Genomic DNA, 22,598 nt, shown 5'->3' with positions numbered 1-22,598 from the left:
GTTTATGCTTCCGGTAGATGATCGATGCCGGTACGGCCGGCGCTCGCAGGACGTTGGAGCGGATCGGCTGGCGCGGACCAGACGTCGGCCACTTGCACGCCGCTGAAATCGCACACCAGCACGCGCAGCTGGAACGCGCGGCCGTAGCGGTCCGGCGCGGTCAGGGTGTCGATGGCGGCTTGCCCCAGCGCGTGGTGGAAGGCGTCGCCAAGGCCGCGCTCCACCATCAACTCGGCGCCGAAGCGCGCGGTTTCGGCGGCGGCCATGGCGGCGCAGTCTTCCGGCGTGGCGCCGATGCGGCGGGCGATTTCCGCCACCAGGTCGGTATCGACTTCGCTGCGGTTGGCGTGGGTGATGGTTTCGCCCTGCGCGATCTTGGTCAGCTTGCCGACCATGACCGCCAGTACCACCAGCTGTATGCCTTGCGCCACCACTTCATCCAGCGCATAGCGCAGGAAGTCGCCCATCTGCACGAAGCACGCGGACGGCAGTTCCGGGCGCTCGGCGCGCAGCGTGGTCATGGCGAAGGTTTCGGTGCGGCCGCCGGTGGTCAGTGCCACCAGGTTGTAGCCGGCGGTGGCGGCGACCTGCACACCCTGCACCACGCTGGCGCGCCAGGCGGCGGTGGAATACGGTTTGACGATGCCGGTGGTGCCGAGGATGCTGATGCCGCCCAGGATGCCGAGTCGGGCGTTGGTGGTCTTCTTCGCCATCACCTGGCCGTCCGGCACGCTGATGGTGACTTCGATGCCGTGTTCCGCCATCAGCTGCGGCGCGGCTTCGCGCAGGTTGTCGGCGATGTTCTTGCGCGGCACAGGATTGATGGCCGGTCCGCCCACTTCCAGCCCCAGGCCTTTCATGGTGACGGTGCCGACACCATCGCCTGCCACATAGGAGACCACGCCGGCCTCGCCGGGCAGCAGGCGCAGGTCGACCGTCATGTGCGCGCCATCGGTGCAATCGGGATCGTCGCCGGCGAACTTGATGACCATGGCGTGCGCGCGGCCATCGCCGCAGCTGCCGTCATGAATGAGGAAGTTCACCCGGCTGCCATTGGGCAGCAGGCTTTCGATTTCTGCCGGCACCTGTCCGTGGACGAGGCCCAGCACCGCTGCGCGGGCGGCGGCGGCGGAACAGGCGCCGGTGGTGAAACCGGTACGGGTGCCACGTTCGGCAGCCGTTTTTTCCTTCATGGTGCGGCCTTTTGGCGGGCTTCGGCCAGCGACAGCAGCGCATGCAACGTCGCCACCACCAGCGTGGAGCCGCCCTTGCGGCCACGGATGACGATCCACGGCACGTCGGTCAGTTCGGCCATCAGGTCTTTGGATTCGGCGGCGGAGACGAAGCCCACCGGCATGCCGACCACCAGCGCGGGACGCACGCCTTCTTCGCGGATCAGGCGTACCAGCTCAATTAGCGCTGTCGGCGCGTTGCCGATGCCAATGATGGCTTTGTCCAGCAGGCCGAGACGGTGGGCTTTGCGCATTGCCTGCACGGCACGCGTGGTGTCTTCGGCCTTGGCGGTTTCGATGACGTCGGCGTCGCTGATGAACTGGTGGGTCTTCATGCCGAAGTGGCCCAGTCGCGGTTGCGACAGGCCGGAGCAGATCATTTCGACGTCCGCCACCACGGGCGTGCCGCCGGCCAGCATGGCGCTGATGCCGGCTTCCACCGCGTTTGCATGGAAGTCGGTCAGTCCGTTGAAGTCGAAGTCAGCGTTGGCGTGGATCATGCGGCGCACGATCGGCCATTGGCCTTCGGTGTAATTGTGCGGGCCGACTTCGGCGTCGATGATGGCGAAGCTGTCGTGCTCAATGACCTGGCCGGCGCGCGTGAGCTGCTCTGTGACGGTGTTCACGGTGCTCATGCTGGCTGGCCCTCCGGCTTGGCGTGGTCGTGGCCATGATCGTGGCCATGATCGTGGTCATGTGCGTGGTCATGACCGTGATCGTGTCCATGTTCATGGCCGTGGTCATGCGCTGGCGCGGCGGCATGGTCGTGCGTGTGCGCATGCGAATGGCCGTGGCCCAGATCGTGGGCGATTTCGCGGTAGCTGCAACCGTCGCACGGCAGGCGGCTGTCCGGCACCCCGGCGCGCAGGTCTTCCACGCGTTGGTCCATCAGTTCAAAGATCTCGTTCTCAAAGCCGAAGTGCTCGCCGCAGAAGAAACGCACTTGCGGATACTGGCCGCGCAGATGCTCCACCTGGCGATGAATGCGCTGCATCAGCGTGCCGGTGTACAGGTAATACGGCAACACCACGACCTGGCGCATGCCCAGCAGCACCTGGCGCTGCACGACCTTCTCCAGTCGCGGCCACGTGATGCCGGTGAATGCCAGGTCCACCAGTTCATGATCGCCCTCTTCCAGCAGCCAGCGCGCCATCTTGGCCATCTCGCCGTTCGCGCCACGGTCCGACGAGCCGCGGCCCAGTACCACTACGCCCGTGGTGGTTGGATCAGGCATGTCCAGCGCGTTCATGCCCTTGCGCAGGCGGCGCTTCAGGATCGCCAGAATCGGATCGCATGCCGTCAGGTGCGGCGCCAGCAGGATCTCGGTCTGCGGGCAGGCTTCGCGCGCGTGTTCGATCGCTTCCGGAATCTCCATCTTCACGTGGCCGGCCGCATTCAAAATCAGCGGCACCACCAGCACGCGGCGCGAGCTGCGCGCGGCCTTCAGCAAGGCGGCGTTCATTTCCGGCGGCGCGAATTCGATGAAGCACAACTCGATGCGCCAGTCTGGCCGGCGCGCGCGCCACTGCTCCGTGAAGTCACGAATTTCCTGGTTGCCGGAGTCCTCGCGGGAACCGTGGCCGACAATCAGGATCGTGTCGAGATTAAGTTGGTTCATGCGCTCGCCTTTCTGAAACGATGGGTAAATGTGGGGTCATACAGCTTGGAACGCGCCAGGGTTTCCCAGTGCAGCGCGCCCAGCGTGGGGCTGGCGACGATCATCGCCTGGCTTGCGATACCGGCCTCCCGGCATCGCTGTTTAATATCTGCCAAGGTGCCTCGGACGATTTTTTGTTCGCCCGGCCAGCTTGCCTTGTGCACCACCATCATTGGCGAATCCTCGGCCCAGCCGGCGGCGCGCAATGCGGTTTCCACCTTGTGCATCAGGGTGATCGACAGGAAGATGCAGATCGTGGTGCGGTGCGCGGCCAGGCTGGCGAGATCTTCGCCGTCCGGCATCGGCGTGCGGCCTTCGACGCGTGTGAGGATCACGGTCTGCGTCACTTCCGGCAACGTCATGGATTCACCGGCAGCGGCCATCGAGGCCATGGCGGAAGATACGCCCGGCACCACCGACCATTCGATGCCCTCCGCCGTCAGCGGACGCGCCAGTTCGATCAGCGCGCCGTACAGGCCAGGATCGCCGGTTTGCAAACGCACCACGGTAGCGTTGGTGCGCGCCTGTTCGATCAGCCAGGCGGTCATCTCTTCCAGCGTCATGTCCTTGGAGTCGCGGATGGCGCAGCCGGGCGGCGCGTACAGCGTGACGGCGCGGTCGACCAGCGAACCGGCGAACAGCACCGCACCAGCCTGCGACAGCAGTTTCTGGCCTTTGACGGTGATGAGTTCCGGGTCACCGGGGCCGGCGCCGACGAACCAGATTTTTCCGAAGCTTGTCATGCGGTGATCTCTCTTGAATTTTTAAGTGCGCGCAGGCTGTCGAGCAAGGCGTCGATGCTGCGTGGCACCTGGCCCTCGGGCAGCACGCCCAGCGCCACCAGTTCGGCGTGCAGCGCCAATGCGGCCGGTGGACGCTGGCCGGCGGCTTGCAGCACTGCGGTCTGTGCGGCCAGTTGCTGCGCGGGGCCGGAGGCGATGCAGCGGCCGGCCGCCATGACGTGAATGTCGTCGGCCCAGCGCAGCGCGAAGTCGATGTCGTGGGTGGACAGCAGGATGGTGACGCCGCGCGCGGCGAGGCGGTCCAGCAGTGCGGTCAATTCGGTTTGCATGGGGGCGTCGAGGCCGGCCATGGGTTCGTCGAGCAGCAGCACTTCCGGCTCCATCGCCAGCACGCCGGCGATGCAGACGCGCTTCTTCTGGCCGAAGCTCAGTTGGTGCACGGCGCGGCGGGCGTGGCCGAGCAGGCCGACGGCGTCCAATGCTGCGGCGACGCGGGCGCGTACTTCGTCGGCGGGCAGGCCGAGGTTGAGGGGGCCGAAGGATACATCTTCTTCCACCAGTGCGGAGAACAGCTGGCGGTCCGGATTCTGGAATACCAGGCCTACGCGGCTGCGCAGCGCGGTGAGGCCTTTGCGGTGGTAGTCGAAGGGCTGTCCGTCGTAGCACAGCGTGCCGGCGGTTGGTTGCAGCAGGCCGTTCAGGTGCTGCAGGACGGTGGTCTTGCCGGCGCCGTTGGGTCCCAGCAGGGCATAGCGGCGGCCACGTTGCAGCGTCAGCGTACAGTCGCGCAGGCCGGTGCTGCCGTCCGGGTAAATGTGATCGACGGCTTGCAGTTCCAGGAGTGCGCTCACAGGCGATCTCCCAGGGCGATGGCGAGCATCAGCGCGCCGGCCAGTGCGGCCCAGGCTTGTTGGCGCCGTGCTTGCGGGTAGGCGGTGGGCAGGAAACGCAGCGTACCCTGGTAGGCGCGGGCGTCGGCAGCCATTTGCAGGGCGGCGGCGCGTTGCCACACTTGCACCGCCATCTGGCCGGCCAGCAGGCCGGTGGAGCGCCAGGCCTGGCGCAGGTTGCGGTAGCCAAGGCGCGCGCTTTGGGCAGTGATGCTTTCGTCCCACGCCTGCTGCATCACGAACAGCATGCGGTAGCACAGCACCATCAGGTCCAGCAGCAGTTCCGGCGTGCGCAGGCGACGCAGCAGGTTTAAAAGATCGGGCATCGGTGTAGTCAGCACGAGGCCGAGCATGGCGGCCAGCATGGCGAACGAGCGCAGGGCGAGGTGCTCGACGGTCGGCAGCATGGCGGTGGTGAAGTTCCAATGGCCGTTGGCGTCCGGGCCGACCAGCATGGTCAGGCAGGACAGCAGCAGGAAGCCAAGCGGCGGCAGCGCGACGGCGATGTAGCTGCGCAGTTGCACGCGCGCGCCGAGCAGGGCGGCCAGCACCAGCACCGCCGTCAACGCGGCGAAAGCGACAGGGCTGTGTGCGAGCCAGGCAGCGATGAAGCCCGCCAGCGCAAACAGCGCCTTGGCCGACGGCGCCACATCGCGCCAGCGGCTGGCGTATGCCGACGACTCAATCAGCACGGTGATCCTGTGTGGATGCCACTTCGCGGCGCGCGCGTTCGCGGGCGACGGACATGCCGAGCCAGAAGCCGATGACGCCGGCGCCGATGGCTGCTTGCAGGGCGAACAGCAGCGATGCGATTTCGTCGCTGGCCGGCTCGAATACGGGCGAGAACCACGGCTTGTAGCCAGGCGAGATATCGCCGATGGCGCGCTGCGCGCGGTCATCCGCGCCGGTGAAGATGGCGCTAACCTCGCCACCCGGCACCGCCGGCGGTGCGCTGATCAGCCACAAAGGCAGCACCGTCAACAGCACGATGGCCAGGCACACCAGCCAGGTGCGCGCCTTCATACGCTGCCTTTCCGCGCGCCGAGCGTCATCACCGGCAGCGCGCGCAGTTCGTGGGCGTTGAAGCGCACCATGGCGTTCACCACCAGCACCGTCAGCAGACCTTCGCTGATGGCGATCGGCACCTGCGTCAACGCGAAGATGCCGGCAAACTTGAAGAAGGAAACACTAAAGCCGCCCACCGCCGCAGGAAACGCCAGCGCCAGTTGCACCGACGTGGTCACATACGTCGCCAGGTCGCCGATGGACGCGGCCAGAAACACCGCCACGGAACGCGACAAGCCCAGCGCCGCCACCGCGCGCAGCACGCCATAGGACACGAACGGACCGACGATCGCCATCGAGAACACGTTCGCGCCCAGCGTCGTCAGGCCGCCATGCGCCATCAACAGCGCCTGGAACAGCAGCACGACAAAGCCGACCGGCACCATCGCCGCCGGCCCGAACAGCGCCGCGCCGAGGCCAACGCCGGTGGGATGCGAACAACTGCCCGTCACCGACGGCAGCTTCAGCGCCGACAGCAGGAACGCGAACGCCGCCGCCACGCCCAGCAGCATGCGCCGCTCGGGATGGGCCTGCAAATCGCGGCCGATGGAGCGCAAGCCCCAGGCTAAAAAAGGTAAGGAAACGGCTGCCCAGCCGAGCGCGTGCGCTGGCGGCAAAAAGCCTTCCATGATGTGCATTCGAAACCTCCCGTCGAATGGGCTATATGGACACCAAGGCGGGAGCAGGAAAGGACGGTCGACGGGGGCGGCAGGCGAAAAGCCGGTCGACAGCGGCTTCCCGTAACCCCGGGGAATGGTGCTGGACTTTTTGGGCCGGTATTCTGGCTCGCCTTCATCCTTCTCCGTGTCTTCCCGCGTGTTACGGCAGTGACGTGTTGACGGAGTCGTCTGGCTTACAGCAGCGGGGGCTGCACCGGAATTACACCGGTTTCCCGTTTAACGCCTAAAAATTCGGCGCACCCAAGGATCGCATCTTACACTAGCAGCTTGAACCGTGCCAAGCGAAACCCAAACGCCGCCGCAGCCGGTATCATTCGTTCTGGAACATCAAAAAGGGAATGCAATGTCAGCGCTGGGGAAAGTCTATTTGATCGGAGCAGGGCCGGGCGCCGCCGACCTGATCACCGTACGCGGTGCGCGTCTGCTGGCGCAAGCCGAGGTCGTGCTGTACGACGCCCTGGTCACGCCGGAAATGCTGGCCTTGTGTGCCCAGGCGAAGCTGATTTCGGTCGGCAAGCGCTCCGGCCAGCGCTCCACCGCGCAAACCGTGATCAACCAGCAACTGGTCGACTGCGCGCAGCGCTACCAGCTGGTGGTGCGCCTGAAGGGCGGCGACCCGATGCTGTTCGGCCGCGCCGACGAGGAATTGCGCGCGCTGGAAGCCGAAGGTATCGAGGTGGAAGTGGTGCCCGGCATCACCACCGCGCTGGCCGCCGCCGCCGCCACCAAGCAACCGCTGACCCGGCGCGGCGTTGCCCGCAGCGTAGCGTTCTTTACTTCCAGCACCGCGCCCAACGAGCCGGACCATCCTGCATTGCCGGAAACTGATACCTTGGTGCAATACATGGGCGGCCGGGAAGCGGCCGCCACCGCCGCGCGCCTGCTGGCCGAGGGCCGCCGCCCCGATCTGCCGGTGGTGGTGGTGGAAAATTGCAGCCGCCCGGACCAGCGCATCCTGCGCATGACGCTGACCGGACTGGCCGGCGGCCTGGACGCGGCGCAAGGCCCGGTGCTGGTGATGATCGGCGAAGCGCTGCAACAACGTTCCCACCAGCCAAGTTGAACAAGCGCAAGAAAATACTGGTATTATGTACAGTGTTAGCCTCCGCACGCACAAACCTGCGTGCCCCCGGCGCAAGTAATCAAACCCGGCTATAGTGACGGGTTGACTCTAAAGGCCCAAAATCCCATGGAACAGATCCGCATTCGCGGCGCACGCACGCACAACCTGAAAAACATCAATCTTGATCTGCCACGCAACAAGCTGATCGTGATCACCGGCTTGTCGGGTTCCGGCAAGTCTTCGCTGGCGTTTGACACGCTGTACGCCGAAGGCCAGCGCCGCTATGTGGAATCGCTGTCGGCCTACGCCCGCCAGTTCCTGCAACTGATGGAAAAGCCGGACGTCGACCTGATCGAAGGCCTGTCGCCGGCCATCTCGATCGAGCAGAAAGCCACCTCGCACAATCCGCGTTCGACGGTCGGCACCGTGACCGAGATCCACGACTATCTGCGTCTGCTGTACGCACGCGTCGGCACGCCGTACTGCATCAACCACCCGGACCAGGCGCTGGCCGCGCAGACCGTGTCGCAGATGGTCGACGCCGTGCTGGCCCTGCCGGCCGACACCAAGCTGATGATCCTGGCGCCGGTGGTGGCCAACCGCAAGGGCGAGCATTCCGACCTGTTCGAATCGATGCAGGCGCAGGGCTTCGTGCGCTTCCGCGTGCAGAGCGGCACCCATGACGCCAAGATCTACGAAGTGGACGACCTGCCGAAGCTGAAGAAAACCGAGAAGCACACCATCGACGTGGTGATCGACCGCGTCAAGGTCAGCGCCGACATCAAGCAGCGCCTGGCCGAAAGCTTCGAGACCGCGCTGCGCCTGGCCGACGGCCGCGCCGTGGCGCTGGAAATGGACAGCGGCACGGAGCACGTCTACTCCAACAAGTTCGCCTGCAATATCTGCGGCTACTCGCTGCAGGAGCTGGAACCGCGCCTGTTCTCGTTCAATAACCCGATGGGCGCCTGCCCGGAATGCGACGGCCTCGGTCACATCGAGTTCTTCGATCCGAAGCGCATCGTCGCCTTCCCCAACCTGTCGCTGGCGTCCGGCGCGGTCAAAGGGTGGGACCGCCGCAACCAGTTCTACTTCCAGATGCTGTCCAACCTGGCGGCTTACTACGAGTTCGACCTGGACCTGCCGTTCGAGCAGCTGCCGAAGGCGTCGCAGGAAGTGATCCTGCACGGCTCGGGCAAGCAGCAGATCCCGTTCACCTACATCAATGAGCGCGGCCGCACCGTGGTCAAGGAACACGCCTTCGAAGGCGTGGTCACCAACCTGGCGCGCCGTTACCGCGAAACCGATTCGATGGCGGTGAAAGAGGAACTGGCGAAGTTCATCAACGAGAAAAAATGCCCGTCGTGCGAAGGCGCGCGCCTGCGCATCGAGGCGCGCTACGTCAAGGTCGGCAGCGGCAAGCAGGAACGCGCGATCTACGAGATCGCCGAGAAGCCGCTGCGCGAAACGCTGTCGTTCTTCGAACAGCTGAAGCTCAAGGGCGCGAAGAAGGACATCGCCGACCGCGTGGTGAAAGAGATCATCTCGCGCCTGCAGTTCCTCAACAACGTCGGCCTCGACTACCTGTCGCTGGACCGCAGCGCCGATACGCTGTCCGGCGGCGAAGCGCAGCGTATCCGCCTGGCCTCGCAGATCGGTTCTGGCCTGACCGGCGTGATGTACGTGCTGGATGAACCCTCGATCGGCCTGCACCAGCGCGACAACGACCGCCTGATCGACACGCTGCGCCACCTGCGCGACATCGGCAACAGCGTGCTGGTGGTGGAGCACGACGAAGACGCGATCCGCACCGCCGACTACGTGGTCGACATGGGCCCCGGTGCCGGCGTGCATGGCGGCGAAGTGATCGCCGCCGGTTCGCTGAAGGACATCCTGAAGAACAAGAAGTCGCTGACCGCGCAGTACCTGAACGGCACGCGCAAGATCGAAGTGCCGAAGAAGCGCCACGTGGCCGATCCGGATCGCCAGCTGGTGATCACCGGCGCCACCGGCAACAACCTGAAAAAGGTGACGCTGAAGCTGCCGGTCGGCCTGATGACCTGCGTGACCGGCGTGTCCGGCTCCGGCAAGTCGACGCTGATCAACGACACGCTGTTCCCGGCGCTGTCGCGCCACCTGTACGGTTCGCAGACCGAACCGGCGCCGCACGACACCATCAGCGGCCTGGAACACTTCGACAAGGTGATCTCGGTCGACCAGGCGCCGATCGGCCGCACGCCGCGTTCGAATCCCGCCACCTACACCGGTCTGTTCACGCCGATCCGCGATCTGTTCGCGACGGTGCCGACCGCCAAGGAACGCGGCTACAGCGCCGGCCGTTTCTCGTTCAACGTCAAGGGCGGCCGCTGCGAAGCGTGCCAGGGCGATGGCGTGATCAAGGTCGAGATGCACTTCCTGCCGGACGTCTACGTGCCGTGCGATGTTTGCCACGGCAAGCGCTATAACCGCGAAACGCTGGAAGTCCAGTACAAGGGCAAGAACATCACCGAGATCCTCGACATGACGGTCGAAGACGCGCACGAGTTCTTCAAGCCGGTGCCGCTGATTGCACGCAAGCTGCATACGCTGCTGGACGTCGGCCTGGGCTACATCAAGCTGGGGCAGAGCGCGACCACGCTGTCGGGCGGCGAGGCGCAGCGCGTCAAGCTGTCGCTGGAACTGTCCAAGCGCGACACCGGCCGCACGCTGTACATCCTGGACGAGCCGACCACCGGCCTGCACTTCCACGACATCGACCTGCTGCTGAAGGTGATCCATCGCCTGCGCGACCAGGGCAACACGCTGGTCATCATCGAGCACAATCTCGACGTGATCAAGACCGCCGACTGGCTGGTCGACCTGGGACCGGAAGGCGGCGCGGGCGGCGGCAAGATCATCGCCAGCGGTTCGCCGGAAGACGTGGCGGCCAATCCGGCCAGCGTGACCGGCAAATACCTGGTGCCGCTGCTGAAGTAATCATGAAGCGGGATCTCAGCCCCACCCGCCTCGATCACATGATCGACATCGTCCGGCAGCATGCGCCGGACGAGCGGCGGGTGGCGACGGCCATCCCGTTCCTGTCGCTGCTGCGCTCCTCCCATCCCACGCCGGTGACACGCGGCGTGCTCAAACCGTCGTGCTGCGTGATCCTGCAGGGTCACAAGCGCGTGCATCTCGCCGAAGAAGTGCTCGACTACGGCCCCGGCGAATACCTGGTGGTGTCGATCGACATGCCGGCCTCCGGCCACATCGTCAGCGCCACGGCCGACAAGCCCTACCTGCTGCTGAACATCGAACTCGATCCGCAGGAAATCGCCGCCATCGTGCTGGAAGCGAAGATCGCCATCGATTCCGAACAGCCGGTGCGCGGCGCCTTCGTCGGCAAGAGCGACGACGCCTTGCAGGAGTCCTTGTACCAGCTGGTGCGCCTGCTGCAGGCGCCGGCGGCCGAAGCAGCCTTCCTGGCCGTGGGCCTGAAGCGCGAAATCATCTACCGGCTGCTGACCGGCGCCTACGGCCGCCAGTTGTACCAGAACGTGGTGCTGGACCAGCAGGACCGCGGCATCAGCAAGGCCATCGCCTGGCTCAAGGACCATTACGACCAGTCGATCAAGGTGGAAGAGCTGGCGCAGGCCACCAATATGAGCGTCTCCAGCCTGCACCACCGCTTCAAGGCCGTGACCACCATGGGACCGATGCAGTACCAGAAGCAGCTGCGCCTGCAGCAGGCGCGCACGCTGCTGCTGAACGGCGATGTCGACGCCACCACCGCCGCCTACAAGGTCGGCTACGAAAGCGCCTCGCAATTCAGCCGCGAATACCGCCGCCTGTTCGGCGCGCCGCCGATGCAGGACATCAAAAAACTACGAGCCGCACCATGAAGATCAACAAGAAACGTTTGCTGCCATTTGGCGCGGTATTGCTGGTGCTTGCCATCGCCGGTCTGCTGGCCGACAAGGCCTGGTCGGAAAAGCAGCAGCAGCTCGACCTGATCACGGATTTCTACCGCGACCATCTGGCACGACCGGACAGCCGCCTGGCCAGCCAGCTGCCGCCGGGGACGTTCTACTCCAAGCAACTGGAAACGCTGGTCGACGCCAACAGCCAGCTGTGTTACAGCCTGTCGCGCGGCGACGATGTCTGCGGCTACGGCGCCGACGTGGACGTGTTCCTGCAAACGCAGGAAGCCTCGCCGACGCTGGACTTCGACCGCTCCAGCTTCAAGGTCAGCCGCGTCGGCGAAAACATCGTGGAGGCCAGCTTCAACGTCTATCCCGACATGGGCACGGCCTACGACCGCCAGATCCGCTACGTGCTGGTGGAGGAGGACGATGGCTGGCGCGTGGACGACATGCTGTTCTCCGATGGCCGCTCGATGCGCCAGGAGATCCAGCAGGAGAACGACGCCATCCTGTCGCGCGCGCGCGACCTGGGCGATACGGCCGGCTGGGTATTCAACTATCTGGGCAATGAAGAAATGCTGGACCGCGCGGTGCGCTTCATCGCCTTCCCGGTAAAGGTGTGCGACCAGTACGGCGCCTGCGCCGCCATGAAGCGCGACGATCCGCGCCTGTTGCAGGCGCTGGACGCGCTGGCCGACAGCAAGCCGGATACCAGCATCCTGCCGAAGCCGGGCGACGTGCAGGCCAGCGACGGCAAGGTGGTTTCCGTCAGCGCGCTGGACTTCACCTTCCAGAACCGCGCATGGTGGGTGAGCAGGATCGATCTGCGCCGTCTGCCGCCGCTGCTAGCGCCACGCCATGAATAGGGGATGGTCGCGCAACGGCGCGTACAGGCTGTCCTGCATTTCGATGTGCGCCCACGCCGGATTCAGCGACAGCAGCACGCCGAGATAATCCAGCGCGCCCGCCTGGTCGTCCATGGCTATCGCCAGCCGCGCGGCGCGGCGCCAGATGCGGTCCCACCCCTGGCTTCTGCGCAGCGCCTCGGACAGCGACATGCGCGCCTCCGCTTTCAGTCCCTTGCGCAGTTGCCGTTCCGCGCGCAGCATGGATTGCAGCGCATAGTGCCGCTCCATCAGGCGGCGCAAATCCTTCACCGGTTCCGCCGCCGCGTCGACGCGCAGGTCGATGTCCTGCCAGTCGCCGTCCACGGTGCGCACCAGCAGCGCGGCGGACAGCCTGCCGGTCCTTTGTCCGCCGGCGCTCTCGCCGGCTTCCAGCGCGGCCATCAGGCGTTCGCCCAGCGTGCCGGAGGTCGATGCAAACGTGTGCCGCATGTCGGTCAGCACCTGCTCACCTGCCAGACCGTTGCCCTGAACCGAATAGCCGTCGCCGCTCACCGCGCCCGCCCATGCAGAGGCTTGCGCTTCGGCGCCGGTGAACGCGGCGGCGCGGCCGTCGGCGGCAACGATGCCGACCTGCCGCGCAGCGATGGTCTGACCGTCGAAATCACCGTCGGCGCCCAGCAGCGTGTTCAGCGCGGCTTGGGGCGCGGCGCCGGAGGCCAGCAGCGCCAGCCCCGCCGGTCCGTATGATGGATTGGTTTCGAACTGCGACACCAGCGCGCCCACGCGCGCCTGCGCATAGGGCACGCTGGCGCCGACCGCCAGGTTGTTGGTGGCGACCGCGACGCCGCAATTGCCGTCCCGGTCGCAGGCCACGATGGAAAACGTGGCCTGCGACGGCCCTGCGCTCAGCATCATCACGGCGGCAAAGGCGGCGGCATGCGGCGACAGCATGACGTCACGCCTTCTTCTGGCTGGCCACCCAGTCTTTGATGTGGGTCTCCAGCACATCCATCGGCAGCGCGCCGGCGCCCAGCACCTGGTCGTGGAAGGCGCGCAGGTCGAAGCGCTCGCCCAGTTCCTTGCGGGCGTAGTCGCGCAGCTCAAGAATCTTCAGCTGGCCGATCTTGTAGCCCAGCGCCTGGCCCGGCCACACGATGTAGCGGTCGGTCTCGCTCTGCACTTCCACTTCCTCGATGCCCGAGTGGTCGTGGAAGAAGTCCACCACCTGTTCGCGGTTCCACTTCTTGTAGTGCAGGCCCGTGTCCACCACCAGGCGGATCGCACGCAGCATCTCGTCCTGCAAATGGCCGTAGTAGCTGTAAGGGTCTTTGTAGAAGCCCAGCTCCTCGCCCAGGCGTTCCGAGTACAGCGCCCAGCCTTCGGCGTAGGCGGTGTAGTTGCCCTGCTGGCGGAAGTCCGGCAATCCCTGGATCTCCTGCGCGATGGTCAGCTGCATGTGGTGACCGGGCACGCCCTCATGCAGCGCGGTGGTTTCGATGTCGATGGTGGAGCGGTGCGCGAAATCGCCGGTGTTGACCATTACGCGGCCGGGACGCTTGCCGTCCTGGGAACCCGGCATGTAGGCCGCGGCGGACGCGCCCTTCTCGCGGAATTCCTCCACCGGCTTGATTTCCACTTTCCCCTTCGGCAGCACGGTGAACAGGTTGGGCAGCTGGGTATACATCTGGTCCGTGTATTTCTGATACAGGTCGATGATCTCCTGGCGCGACTTGGGATGCAGCGCCGGATTGTCGGCCACCGCCTTGTTGAAGGATTTCAGGTCGCTATAGCCCAGCTTCTGCGCGGTCGCCAGCATCTGCGCTTCGATGCGCGCCACTTCGGACAGGCCCAGTTGGTGGATCTGCTCCGGCGTCATCTCGGTGGTGGTGGACGACTGGGCCTTGAAGGCGTAGCGCGCCGCGCCATCCGGCAGCGACCACATGCCTACATCCTTGCGGCCGTTCGGCAGATATCGGGTCTTGGTGTAGATGGCCAGATTTTTGTAGGCCGGCGTGACGTCGTTCTTCACCGCCGCCAGGATCTCCTTGCTCAGACGCGCCTTGTCGGCGGCCGAGAACTCTTTCGGGAATTTCTTCAGCGGCTCGGCGTACGGCGAATCGGCCGGCTTCATGGCCGCCACGTCTTCGCACTGCTTGACGATTTTAGGAATCAGGAACTGCGGCGGCATCAGGTGATCGTGCACGCCTTTCTCCATCTGCACGCGGGTCTGCTCGAACAGCTTGGGCAGCGCATGCAGGCGCTTGATGTAGTCCTCGTAATCCTTGACCGTGTCGAACGACAGGGCCGAGATGATCATCGGCGTATCGATATGCACGCCGGAATTCTGCGCCAGCGGCATTTCCCAGTCCTTGAAGCGCGCGCCATCGACGTTCTGGCGCAGCTGGCGCACCATCAGTTCGCGGTTCAGCTGTTCCTGCAGCGGGAAGCCGGTGGTGTCCACGGCTTCGAAGCGCTTGAGGAAATCGGCGCTGGCGCGGATGTCGGCGTCGATGCCGGCCTGCGAGAAGTCCGACCATTTGTCGTTATAGCGTTTGTCGCCGATCATCGAGGCCCACTCCGGGCTGGTGCGCATGGTGTACTGCCACTGCTCCTTGATCAGGTTATTCAGCGCCGCGCGCCGCGCTTCCAGGTCGGGTGCGCCGGTGTCGGCATGGGCAGCGCCCAGGATCAGGGAGAACAACAAGGCGCTGGCGGCGCCGATACGGGGAATCGTGGTCATGTCGGCCTATCTTGAAAAGGGGATGTCGAGCTTGCACTGTAGACGGCGGCGGGACAAGGCGCGCGGCAATTGTGACGAAATGCCAAAACCCGGGCCTGGAATGCAGAATCAGGCAACCATGCGGCAGAAACCCCACTGACGCGCCGGCGCGCCGATTCCTAGAATGACTGCATCACCTACCCAAGGAGCTGTCATGCACACCATCGATCACATCTACATCAACGGCCAGTTCGTCACGCCGCACGGCACCGAGCTGTTCGACCTGGTCAACCCCACCACCGGTCAACTGGACGGCCAGGTGCGCCTGGGCGACGTCGAAGACACGCGCCGCGCCATCGCCGCCGCCAGGGCAGCCTTCCCGGCCTTCTCGCGCACCACCAAGGCGCAGCGCGGCGCCATGCTGCAACGCCTGCACGACGCGGTACTGGCGCGCGCCGACGACGCCGCCGACGCGCTGATCGAAGAATACGGCGGCCCGCGCAACAGCAGCGTGGGCCGCTCCCGCTACACCGCCAATATGTTTTTGGACGTGAAAAAGGTGATGGACGATCACGCATTCGTGAAGACCGTGAACAAGTCCAAGGTGGTGCTGGAGCCGGTGGGCGTGGTCGGCATCATCACGCCGTGGAATTCCAGTGCGTGGTTCATCGCGAATAAAGTGGCGACGGCGATTGCGGCCGGCTGCACGGTGGTGGTCAAGCCGAGCGAATTGAGCGCGCGCCAGAACCAGGTGCTGCTCGAAGCGATACATGCGGCCGAGCTGCCGCCGGGCGTGGTCAATGTGGTCAACGGCCGTGGCGACGTGGTTGGCGCGGAGCTTAGCGTACACCCGGATATCAACAAGATCTCCTTCACCGGCTCGACGCCGGTCGGCAAGCAGATCGCCCGCCTCGGCGTCGACACCATGAAGCGCGTGACGCTGGAATTGGGCGGCAAGAGCGCCAACGTAATCCTGGACGACGCCGATTTCGCCAAGGCGATTCCGAACGCGGTGGCGGCCTGCTATATGAACAACGGCCAGGCCTGCATCGCCGGTTCGCGCCTGCTGGTGCCGGCGCATCGTCTGGAGGAAGTCAAGCTGCTGGCCAAAATGGCGGCGGAGGCGATTGTGGTCGGCGATCCGCATGACGCGGCGGTGGCGCTGGGACCGATCGTCACGCAGAAGCAGTTCGAGCGCGTGCAGCACTACATCGCGGTCGGCATCGAGGAGGGCGCGGAGCTGGTCACGGGCGGCCTGGGCAAACCGACCGGGCTGGAGGCGGGCTACTTCGTCAAGCCGACCGTGTTTGCCGGGGTGACGCCGTCGATGACCATCGCCAAAGACGAAATCTTCGGTCCGGTGCTGTCGATCATGAGCTATGAAACCGAAGAGGAGGCGATCGCCATCGCCAACGACACGCCGTACGGCCTGCAAGCCTATGTCAGCTCCACCGACCTGGCGCGCGCCAACCGCGTGGCGGACCGGCTGGTGGCCGGCCGGGTGCACATCAACGGCATCCACGACGACCTGATCGCGCCGTTCGGCGGCTTCAAGCAATCCGGCATCGGCCGCGAGTTCGGTCCCTACGGGCTGGAAGCCTACCTGGAGCCGAAAGCCATCCTCGGCGAAGCGGCGCAATACCGTTAAGCCAGCAGGTCGGCGACCTCGCGAAACACCCGGTGCGGCTGCTCGGCGATCAGCGCGTCGACGTGGTTGAAGCCCCAGGCCACGGCGCCAAAGGCGACGCCGGCTTCGGCCGACACCTTGGCGTCGCGGATCTCGTCGCCGATCAGCATCACATGTTCGCGCGCGACGCCGGTGGCGGCCAGCACCTTGCGGATCTTCGACAGCTTGCCGAACAGCGAGGCGCCGCATTCGACGTGACTGAACAGGGCGGCGGTTTCCGGTCCCAGGATCTTCAGCACATTGCTGCGCGAGTTGGAGCTGACGATGGTCAGCTCCACGCCCCGGGCTTTCAGCGCGCGCAGCGCCTGGTCCATGCCGGCGAACAGGCGGATGCCATCAATGTTGCGGCCCATGCTGGCGCGCATGAAGGTGGCAATGGCCGGCACCTTCCACAACGGCACTTCGTGGATCGCCATCAGCTGCCGCGCGTCGAGCTCGCGCAGCGATTGCTTGCGGCTCTGGTCCAGGCGCCTGAAGCCGTATTTGTCGGCGGCCTCGTCGAAGATCTGCAGAAACACCGGCAAGGTATCGGCCAGCGTGCCGTCGAAATCAAAGATGATGAGCTTGCGGTCCAAGTGGCTCCCGGCACAATGTGAGGTATCCCATTATGCCGTGGTCTTTCAAAACAGGCTGAAATCGTCGTTACTGTCCGGAAGCGAGCGCAGCACGCGCGCCAGCGGACTTTTGCAAATCAGGTACAGCGCGACGGGGATCAGCAGGAGCAAAGCGGCCATGGTTGCATTCCTTTTTTCGCACATGTGTGCGAAATTGATTGACGAAAAACCGCAGACGGACTGCGGCCAGGTTATTCCATATCGTTGAAACTCTTGTAGGTCGAAATCAGGCGGCTGAAGGCGCGCTGCATGTGGCGCAGGGCCTGGTCGTCGTGCAGGAAGCGGGTGTCGTGGATCAGGCCCACGATCAGGGCGTAGATTTCATACACCAGCTGGCCGGGATCGGTGTCGGGCCGCAGCTGGCCCAGCTCCACCGCCTGCAGGATGGTCTTGCGCAGCGAGGCGCGCCAGGCGACGGCGCCCTGTTGCAGGCGGTCGCGCAACGGACCCTGCTGGTCGTCGAATTCGAAGGCGCCGGCGCTGTACAGGCAGGAATTGCGCAAGCCCTCGTCGGCGGCGCGGCGCGACCAGGCGTTGACCTGGGCGATCAGGCGCGGCAGCCCCTTGGGCTGCTGCAGCGCGGGCAGGAAGATTTCGGCGGCAAACTGGCGGTCGTACTCGTCCAGCACGGCGGCCTGCAAGGCTTCCAGCGAGCCGACGCGCGAAAACACGCCGCTCTTGCTGATGCCGGTGCGCTTGGCCAGCTCGCCCAGCGACAGCCGGCCGATGCCTTCGGTGGCCGCCATGTCCAGCGCCGCCTCCAGGATGGCGGCGTAGGTGGCTTCGCTTTTTGCTGTCAACGTATCCATGGACTGAACTTTAGCACAGGTGTGCGAAATAACAAGCAAAAAAACCGGGGTCAGTTCTGCCAATCGCACACAAGCTCAACCTTGCAATGGTTGAGCTCGTGTGCGATTGGCAGAACTGACCCCGGTTTTGGCTTAGTTTGGCTTAGCGTGCCAGGCGCTTCTCCAGGTCGGCTTTCACCGCCTTGAGTTGCTCCGGCATGCGGTAGGCCAGCTTGGTGAACAGTTCTTCATGCAGCTTCAGTTCTTCACGCCAGGCGTCCTTGTCGATCGAGGTGATGGTCTCGAACTCTTCCGGCGAGAACGGGATGCCGTCCCACTTCAGGTCACCAAAGCGCGGGGTGGTGCCGAAGATGTTTTCGATGCCGCCGGCTTCGCCTTCGATGCGCTCCAGCATCCACTTCAGCACGCGCATATTGTCGCCGAAGCCAGGCCAGACGAAGTGGCCCTGCTCATCGGTGCGGAACCAGTTGACGCAGAAGATCTTCGGCAGCGTGGCGCCGTCGATCTTGGCCACTTTCTCGCCCAGGTTCAGCCAGTGCTGGAAGTAGTCGCTCATGTTGTAGCCGATGAACGGCAGCATGGCGAACGGATCGCGGCGCACCACGCCCATCTGGCCGGCGGCGGCGGCGGTGGTTTCCGAACCCATGGTCGCGGCCATGTAGACGCCTTCCACCCAGTTGCGCGCCTCGGTCACCAGCGGTACGGTGGTCGAACGGCGGCCGCCGAAGATGAAGGCCGAGATCGGCACGCCGGCCGGGTCGTCCCATGCCGCGTCGATCACCGGATTCTGCGTGGCCGGCACGGTGAAGCGGGCGTTCGGGTGCGCGGCCTTGGTGCCGGAGGCCGGCGTCCAGTCCTTGCCCTGCCAGTCGATCAGGTGATCCGGCGCCTGCTTGGTCAGGCCTTCCCACCAGACGTCGCCGTCGTCGGTCAGCGCGACGTTGGTGAAGATGGTGTTCTCGCGCAGCGAGGCCATGCAGTTGTAGTTGGTTTTTTCGTTGGTGCCTGGGGCCACGCCGAAGTAGCCGGCTTCCGGATTGATGGCGTACAGCTTGCCGTCGGCGCCCGGTTTGATCCAGGCGATGTCGTCGCCGATGGTGGTGATTTTCCAGCCGTTAAAGGTGCCAGGCGGGATCAGCATGGCGAAGTTGGTCTTGCCGCAAGCCGATGGGAAGGCCGCCGCCACGTAGTGCTTTTTGCCTTCCGGCGATTCCACGCCGAGGATCAGCATGTGCTCGGCCAGCCAGCCGGCGCCGCCCTGCTGCGCTTCCTGGAAGCCCATGTTGGAGGCGATGCGCAGCGCGAAGCATTTCTTGCCCAGCAGCGCGTTGCCGCCGTAGCCGGAGCCGAAGGACCAGATTTCGCGGGTCTCAGGGTAGTGCACGATGTACTTGGTTGGATTGCATGGCCAGGCCACGTCCTTCTGGCCGGCTTTCAGCGGCGCGCCGACGGTGTGCACGCACGGCACGAAGTCGCCGTCGGCGCCCAGCACGTCGTAGACGGCCTTGCCCATGCGCGTCATGGTGCGCATATTGACCGCCACGTAAGGCGAATCCGACAGTTCCACGCCGATGTGGGCGATCGGCGAACCCAGCGGGCCCATCGAGAACGGCACCACATACATGGTGCGGCCGGTCATGCAGCCGTCGAACAGCGGATGCAGGGTGGCGCGCATGTCGGCCGGGTCCATCCAGTTGTTGGTCGGGCCGGCTTCTTCCTTGGTTTTGGAGCAGATGAAGGTGCGGTCTTCGACGCGGGCGACGTCGGTCGGGTCCGAGCAGGCCAGGTAGGAATTCGGACGCTTTTCCTGGCTCAGCTTCTTCATGGTGCCGGCGGCAACCATCTCGGCGCACAGGCGGTCGTACTCTTCCTGCGAGCCATCGCACCAGTAAATACGGTCAGGCTTGGTCAGGGCGGCGATTTCCGCCACCCAATTGATGAGCTTTTGCTGTTTGATGTAAGCTGGGGCGTTCAATGGTGCAACGCCACCCATCACGGGCTGATTCATGGTACCTCCAATGCTAATTAAGAATTCGATAGCGGCAGGATCGTCGTCAGCTTTTGGCCAGGCGCTCAGAGGTCCATTCGAAATGGGTCGGCGGTCATACGGCGGTCGTGCGGCGGCCCGGATCTGGTCGACGGGCGCTGTTTTTCGGCCGATTGTACACCCGTCAACAGGCGTTCCATACAAAAATGTAGGAGAATTAGTTGAGTAAAGTAGTAGGCTATTTGGCTTGGCCTGCAGCTTGTTATTTCCCTACGAAATTTATTAAAAGATCGTTTATCTTCCATGAAAATCGCCATTCTTGATGATTACCAAAATGCAACCCAGAGCCTGAAAAGCTATGAGTTGTTGGCAGGCCACGACGTAAAAGTGTTCAACAGTACAACGCGCGGACTGGGCCAGCTGGCCATCCGCCTGCAGCCCTACGATGCGCTGGTGCTGATCCGCGAACGCACCGCCTTCAACCGCGCGCTGCTGGAAAAATTACCCAACCTGAAACTGATTTCGCAGACCGGCAAGCTGGCCGGCCACGTCGATGTGGCCGCCGCGACCGAACTGGGCATCGCCATCGCCGAAGGCATCGGCTCGCCGACCGCGCCGTCCGAGCTGACCTGGGCGCTGATCATGGCGGCGGCGCGCAAGATCGTGCCGTACGCAAACAATCTGAAGGACGGGCTGTGGCAGACGGCGTCCATCAACCCGGAACTGAACGGACTGGGCTTTGTGCTCAAGGGCCGCACGCTGGGCATCTGGGGCTATGGCAAGATCGGCCAGACCGTGGCCGGCTATGGCCGCGCCTTCGGCATGCAGGTGATGGTGTGGGGCAGCCAGGCCAGCCGCGACAAGGCGGTGGCCGACGGCTACACGGCGGCGCCGTCGCGCGAGGCGTTCTTCGAGCAGGCCCATGTGTTGAGCGTGCACCTGCGGCTCAACGACGCCACGCGCGGCATCGTCACGCCGGCGGATCTGGCGCGCATGCGGCCCGATGCGCTGTTCGTCAACACCAGCCGTGCCGAGCTGGTGCAGACCGATGCGCTGGAGCAGGCGCTGACCAGGGGCCGTCCCGGCCATGCGGCGCTGGATGTGTTCACCTCGGAGCCGCTGGCGGCCGATGCGCCGCTGCTGCGCATCCCGACCGTGCTGGCGACGCCGCACCTGGGCTACGTCGAGCAGGACAGCTATGAGCTGTACTTCCAGCACGCGTTCCAGAACGTGGTGAACTTCGCCAACGGCACGCCAAGCAACATCCACAATCCGGACTACCAGGCCAAGGCGCGCGGCTAGTCGGTCTGTTCCGGCACTTCCGGCCGGCCGGTGAGATTGATGCGCGGCGCCGGCATCACATGGACCTTGCTCCACAGGCCGGCCCAGCCGGGCGGCCAGCCGATGTCCGGGCCGGCGTAGGGCGGCAGCGTGGCGCGCACCGGGATCACCGGCACCGGCGGCATCTCGGTCAGCGGACCGCCGTTGGGACGCTGCATGTCGAGGCTGTACATATAGCCTGGCAGCAAGGCATCGCAGACGCCGGCGAACCAGGCGGTGTGGTCCTCGTCGCGGCCCAGCGCCTGCGCCAGGCCTTGCGGATCGAACTTGGCCAGCGCATGGATCAGCTCCTCGGTGGTGGCGCCGGGCGTGTCGCCCCAGCCCATCACCGGGTTGCCGTTGTAGTCGGCGCCCGAGCCGTACCAGCCCTCGCGCCAGGAGCGCTGCATCCAGTCGCGCTGGCCGGTGAACAGGTGCCAGCGCCAGTGCAGGCCGGACGGCTTGGGCCACGCATACAGATAGAGTTTCTGATAGCCGGCCTGGTGCAGCGCGCGCACCATGGCCATCAGGCGCGCGTGCGGCATGCGGTCGGGCGGCGCGCGGCGGAACAGGATGGCCTCGCCGTCGGCAAACTGCACCTCGTCGGTGGACAGGTTCAAATCGAGCGTGCGCGACTCGTTGCCGAAGCGGGCGGAAATCCAGCCGGTCAACAAATTGACCGCCGTGATGACGCCATAGCCGCGGTGGCGGTGAAAAATAACGGTGCCGGGAGCGAGCGCTTTCATAGTCTGCAGACGAACAAAGAAACCAGTGTAGACATAGTATGCCCAAGTTTCCAGTCCGGCGTTTGGGTTATGATGCAGATCATTTTTCATCAGCTTGAGCTTTTATCATGACCCTGCGCATACTCGCCACCGGCGGCACCTTCGACAAACACTACAACGAACTGAACGGCACTCTGGGCTTTGCCGACAGCCACGTGCCGGACCTGCTGAAACGTTGCCGTCTGACCATAGATGTGGCGCTGGAGCAGCTGCCTTTGATGGATTCGCTGGACATGGTGGACGCCGACCGCGCGCGCATCCTGGCGGCGTGCCAGGCGGCGCCGGAAACAGCCATCGTCATCATCCACGGCACCGACACCATGCCGCAGACGGCGCAGGTGGTCGGTCCGGCCAACCTGGGCAAGACCATCGTGCTGACCGGCGCCATGATTCCTTACGAGATCGCCAACTCCGACGCCCTGTTCAACCTCGGCTTTGCGGCCGGCGTGGCGCAGACCCTGCCGCCAGGCGTCTACGTCGCCATGAACGGCCAGATCTTCGCCTGGGACAATGTACAGAAAAACAAGGCGGCCGGCGTGTTCCAGCCGCTGTAAGCTCCGGGGTCAGGTCCTTCATTTCTACACGAGCTGTGCCGTAGCA

The 22,598-nt window shown here is 64.8% G+C and carries 21 protein-coding genes and 1 riboswitch; of the genes, 7 read left to right on the top strand and 14 right to left on the bottom strand.

The window, feature by feature from the left end:
• Positions 1-2 precede the first annotated feature (2 nt).
• Genes GJ698_RS10280 through GJ698_RS10245 form a run of 8 tightly spaced genes read right to left on the bottom strand, consistent with a single transcriptional unit; the run spans position 3 to position 6,225 of the window.
• Positions 3-1,193 (bottom strand): cobalt-precorrin-5B (C(1))-methyltransferase, encoded by a 1,191-nt coding sequence (locus tag GJ698_RS10280; RefSeq protein ID WP_154357515.1) that lies wholly within the window; start codon positions 1,191-1,193, stop codon positions 3-5.
• Complete coding sequence (locus GJ698_RS10275) at positions 1,190-1,867, bottom strand: precorrin-8X methylmutase (protein WP_154357514.1); 678 nt, start codon at positions 1,865-1,867, stop codon at positions 1,190-1,192. The genes GJ698_RS10280 and GJ698_RS10275 overlap by 4 nt, the downstream gene beginning before the upstream one ends.
• Positions 1,864-2,850: a sirohydrochlorin chelatase gene (locus tag GJ698_RS10270; protein ID WP_154357513.1), complete on the bottom strand. Its 987-nt coding sequence runs from the start codon at positions 2,848-2,850 to the stop codon at positions 1,864-1,866. The genes GJ698_RS10275 and GJ698_RS10270 overlap by 4 nt, the downstream gene beginning before the upstream one ends.
• Positions 2,847-3,632, bottom strand: a complete 786-nt coding sequence (gene cobM, locus GJ698_RS10265) for a precorrin-4 C(11)-methyltransferase (protein ID WP_154357512.1) — start codon at positions 3,630-3,632, stop codon at positions 2,847-2,849. Before cobM ends, GJ698_RS10270 begins: the two co-directional genes overlap by 4 nt.
• Positions 3,629-4,483: an energy-coupling factor ABC transporter ATP-binding protein gene (locus tag GJ698_RS10260; RefSeq protein WP_371865226.1), complete on the bottom strand. Its 855-nt coding sequence runs from the start codon at positions 4,481-4,483 to the stop codon at positions 3,629-3,631. Before GJ698_RS10260 ends, cobM begins: the two co-directional genes overlap by 4 nt.
• Positions 4,480-5,214 (bottom strand): cobalt ECF transporter T component CbiQ, encoded by a 735-nt coding sequence (gene cbiQ, locus GJ698_RS10255; protein ID WP_208023802.1) that lies wholly within the window; start codon positions 5,212-5,214, stop codon positions 4,480-4,482. The genes GJ698_RS10260 and cbiQ overlap by 4 nt, the downstream gene beginning before the upstream one ends.
• A complete protein-coding gene (locus GJ698_RS10250) occupies positions 5,204-5,545 on the bottom strand; it encodes an energy-coupling factor ABC transporter substrate-binding protein (protein ID WP_154357511.1) in 342 nt (113 codons plus the stop codon). Before GJ698_RS10250 ends, cbiQ begins: the two co-directional genes overlap by 11 nt.
• The gene (locus GJ698_RS10245; RefSeq protein ID WP_154357510.1) at positions 5,542-6,225 is read right to left on the bottom strand and encodes an energy-coupling factor ABC transporter permease; all 684 of its coding nucleotides are present in this window, start codon (positions 6,223-6,225) and stop codon (positions 5,542-5,544) included. Before GJ698_RS10245 ends, GJ698_RS10250 begins: the two co-directional genes overlap by 4 nt.
• A 116-nt stretch (positions 6,226-6,341) precedes the next feature.
• Positions 6,342-6,526: riboswitch (cobalamin riboswitch) on the bottom strand.
• Positions 6,527-6,610: 84 nt separating this feature from the next.
• Between GJ698_RS10245 and cobA the strand changes: the two genes are divergently transcribed.
• The 4 genes from cobA to GJ698_RS10225 all read left to right on the top strand — a co-directional run bounded on the left by cobA (position 6,611) and on the right by GJ698_RS10225 (position 12,095).
• Positions 6,611-7,330: a uroporphyrinogen-III C-methyltransferase gene (cobA, locus tag GJ698_RS10240; RefSeq protein ID WP_154357509.1), complete on the top strand. Its 720-nt coding sequence runs from the start codon at positions 6,611-6,613 to the stop codon at positions 7,328-7,330.
• Positions 7,331-7,456: 126 nt separating this feature from the next.
• A complete protein-coding gene (gene uvrA, locus GJ698_RS10235) occupies positions 7,457-10,303 on the top strand; it encodes an excinuclease ABC subunit UvrA (protein ID WP_154357508.1) in 2,847 nt (948 codons plus the stop codon).
• Between the two features lie 2 nt (positions 10,304-10,305).
• Complete coding sequence (locus GJ698_RS10230; RefSeq protein WP_154357507.1) at positions 10,306-11,208, top strand: AraC family transcriptional regulator; 903 nt, start codon at positions 10,306-10,308, stop codon at positions 11,206-11,208.
• Positions 11,205-12,095 carry a hypothetical protein gene (locus GJ698_RS10225; protein WP_154357506.1) on the top strand — a complete coding sequence of 297 codons (891 nt, stop codon included), beginning with the start codon at positions 11,205-11,207 and terminating at the stop codon, positions 12,093-12,095. The genes GJ698_RS10230 and GJ698_RS10225 overlap by 4 nt, the downstream gene beginning before the upstream one ends.
• On the opposite strand, the gene GJ698_RS10220 is transcribed toward GJ698_RS10225, so the two are convergent.
• Together GJ698_RS10220 and GJ698_RS10215 are read right to left on the bottom strand one after the other, a co-directional pair.
• On the bottom strand, positions 12,075-13,028 hold the full coding sequence (locus GJ698_RS10220; protein WP_208023801.1) for a DUF1028 domain-containing protein: 954 nt from the start codon (positions 13,026-13,028) through the stop codon (positions 12,075-12,077). The genes GJ698_RS10225 and GJ698_RS10220 overlap by 21 nt on opposite strands.
• Positions 13,029-13,032: 4 nt before the next feature.
• Positions 13,033-14,817, bottom strand: coding sequence for a DUF885 domain-containing protein (locus GJ698_RS10215; RefSeq protein ID WP_154357505.1), 1,785 nt, complete (start codon positions 14,815-14,817; stop codon positions 13,033-13,035).
• A 193-nt stretch (positions 14,818-15,010) separates the two neighbouring features.
• Between GJ698_RS10215 and GJ698_RS10210 the strand changes: the two genes are divergently transcribed.
• Positions 15,011-16,444 (top strand): aldehyde dehydrogenase family protein, encoded by a 1,434-nt coding sequence (locus GJ698_RS10210; protein WP_154357504.1) that lies wholly within the window; start codon positions 15,011-15,013, stop codon positions 16,442-16,444.
• On the opposite strand, the gene GJ698_RS10205 is transcribed toward GJ698_RS10210, so the two are convergent.
• From GJ698_RS10205 to GJ698_RS10195, 3 genes are all read right to left on the bottom strand, one after another.
• Complete coding sequence (locus tag GJ698_RS10205) at positions 16,441-17,058, bottom strand: HAD hydrolase-like protein (RefSeq protein ID WP_154357503.1); 618 nt, start codon at positions 17,056-17,058, stop codon at positions 16,441-16,443. The genes GJ698_RS10210 and GJ698_RS10205 overlap by 4 nt on opposite strands.
• A 230-nt stretch (positions 17,059-17,288) precedes the next feature.
• Positions 17,289-17,906 (bottom strand): TetR/AcrR family transcriptional regulator, encoded by a 618-nt coding sequence (locus tag GJ698_RS10200; protein ID WP_154357502.1) that lies wholly within the window; start codon positions 17,904-17,906, stop codon positions 17,289-17,291.
• A gap of 142 nt (positions 17,907-18,048) precedes the next feature.
• Positions 18,049-19,914, bottom strand: a complete 1,866-nt coding sequence (locus tag GJ698_RS10195; protein WP_154357501.1) for a phosphoenolpyruvate carboxykinase (GTP) — start codon at positions 19,912-19,914, stop codon at positions 18,049-18,051.
• A gap of 282 nt (positions 19,915-20,196) precedes the next feature.
• On the opposite strand from GJ698_RS10195, the gene GJ698_RS10190 reads away from it, so the two are divergent.
• Positions 20,197-21,195, top strand: a complete 999-nt coding sequence (locus GJ698_RS10190) for a D-2-hydroxyacid dehydrogenase family protein (RefSeq protein WP_154357500.1) — start codon at positions 20,197-20,199, stop codon at positions 21,193-21,195.
• Here GJ698_RS10190 and GJ698_RS10185 read toward each other — a convergent pair.
• Complete coding sequence (locus GJ698_RS10185; protein ID WP_154357499.1) at positions 21,192-21,959, bottom strand: L-asparaginase; 768 nt, start codon at positions 21,957-21,959, stop codon at positions 21,192-21,194. The two genes, GJ698_RS10190 and GJ698_RS10185, sit on opposite strands and share 4 nt — an antisense overlap.
• Before the next feature lie 107 nt (positions 21,960-22,066).
• On the opposite strand from GJ698_RS10185, the gene GJ698_RS10180 reads away from it, so the two are divergent.
• Complete coding sequence (locus tag GJ698_RS10180; protein ID WP_154357498.1) at positions 22,067-22,552, top strand: asparaginase domain-containing protein; 486 nt, start codon at positions 22,067-22,069, stop codon at positions 22,550-22,552.
• The last annotated feature ends 46 nt before the right edge of the window (positions 22,553-22,598 follow it).

Source organism: Duganella aquatilis, from assembly GCF_009674565.1.
Lineage (GTDB): Bacteria > Pseudomonadota > Gammaproteobacteria > Burkholderiales > Burkholderiaceae_D > Rugamonas > Rugamonas aquatilis.
Note: the sequence above shows the minus strand (reverse complement) of the source record. Positions and strands in the feature narration are given on the sequence as shown.

What these genes read in the sequence shown, in the direction of transcription:
- GJ698_RS10185 (WP_154357499.1), bottom strand. Translation starts at nt 21,959, where the DNA reads ATGAAAGCGCTCGCTCCCGGCACCGTTATTTTTCACCGCCACCGCGGC.
- GJ698_RS10180 (WP_154357498.1), top strand. Translation starts at nt 22,067, where the DNA reads ATGACCCTGCGCATACTCGCCACCGGCGGCACCTTCGACAAACACTAC.
- uvrA (WP_154357508.1), top strand. Translation starts at nt 7,457, where the DNA reads ATGGAACAGATCCGCATTCGCGGCGCACGCACGCACAACCTGAAAAAC.
- GJ698_RS10225 (WP_154357506.1), top strand. Translation starts at nt 11,205, where the DNA reads ATGAAGATCAACAAGAAACGTTTGCTGCCATTTGGCGCGGTATTGCTG.
- cobA (WP_154357509.1), top strand. Translation starts at nt 6,611, where the DNA reads ATGTCAGCGCTGGGGAAAGTCTATTTGATCGGAGCAGGGCCGGGCGCC.
- GJ698_RS10190 (WP_154357500.1), top strand. Translation starts at nt 20,197, where the DNA reads ATGAAAATCGCCATTCTTGATGATTACCAAAATGCAACCCAGAGCCTG.
- GJ698_RS10210 (WP_154357504.1), top strand. Translation starts at nt 15,011, where the DNA reads ATGCACACCATCGATCACATCTACATCAACGGCCAGTTCGTCACGCCG.
- GJ698_RS10220 (WP_208023801.1), bottom strand. Translation starts at nt 13,028, where the DNA reads ATGCTGTCGCCGCATGCCGCCGCCTTTGCCGCCGTGATGATGCTGAGC.
- GJ698_RS10245 (WP_154357510.1), bottom strand. Translation starts at nt 6,225, where the DNA reads ATGCACATCATGGAAGGCTTTTTGCCGCCAGCGCACGCGCTCGGCTGG.
- GJ698_RS10215 (WP_154357505.1), bottom strand. Translation starts at nt 14,817, where the DNA reads ATGACCACGATTCCCCGTATCGGCGCCGCCAGCGCCTTGTTGTTCTCC.
- GJ698_RS10270 (WP_154357513.1), bottom strand. Translation starts at nt 2,850, where the DNA reads ATGAACCAACTTAATCTCGACACGATCCTGATTGTCGGCCACGGTTCC.
- GJ698_RS10280 (WP_154357515.1), bottom strand. Translation starts at nt 1,193, where the DNA reads ATGAAGGAAAAAACGGCTGCCGAACGTGGCACCCGTACCGGTTTCACC.
- GJ698_RS10195 (WP_154357501.1), bottom strand. Translation starts at nt 19,914, where the DNA reads ATGAATCAGCCCGTGATGGGTGGCGTTGCACCATTGAACGCCCCAGCT.
- GJ698_RS10200 (WP_154357502.1), bottom strand. Translation starts at nt 17,906, where the DNA reads ATGGATACGTTGACAGCAAAAAGCGAAGCCACCTACGCCGCCATCCTG.
- cobM (WP_154357512.1), bottom strand. Translation starts at nt 3,632, where the DNA reads ATGACAAGCTTCGGAAAAATCTGGTTCGTCGGCGCCGGCCCCGGTGAC.
- GJ698_RS10250 (WP_154357511.1), bottom strand. Translation starts at nt 5,545, where the DNA reads ATGAAGGCGCGCACCTGGCTGGTGTGCCTGGCCATCGTGCTGTTGACG.
- GJ698_RS10275 (WP_154357514.1), bottom strand. Translation starts at nt 1,867, where the DNA reads ATGAGCACCGTGAACACCGTCACAGAGCAGCTCACGCGCGCCGGCCAG.
- GJ698_RS10230 (WP_154357507.1), top strand. Translation starts at nt 10,306, where the DNA reads ATGAAGCGGGATCTCAGCCCCACCCGCCTCGATCACATGATCGACATC.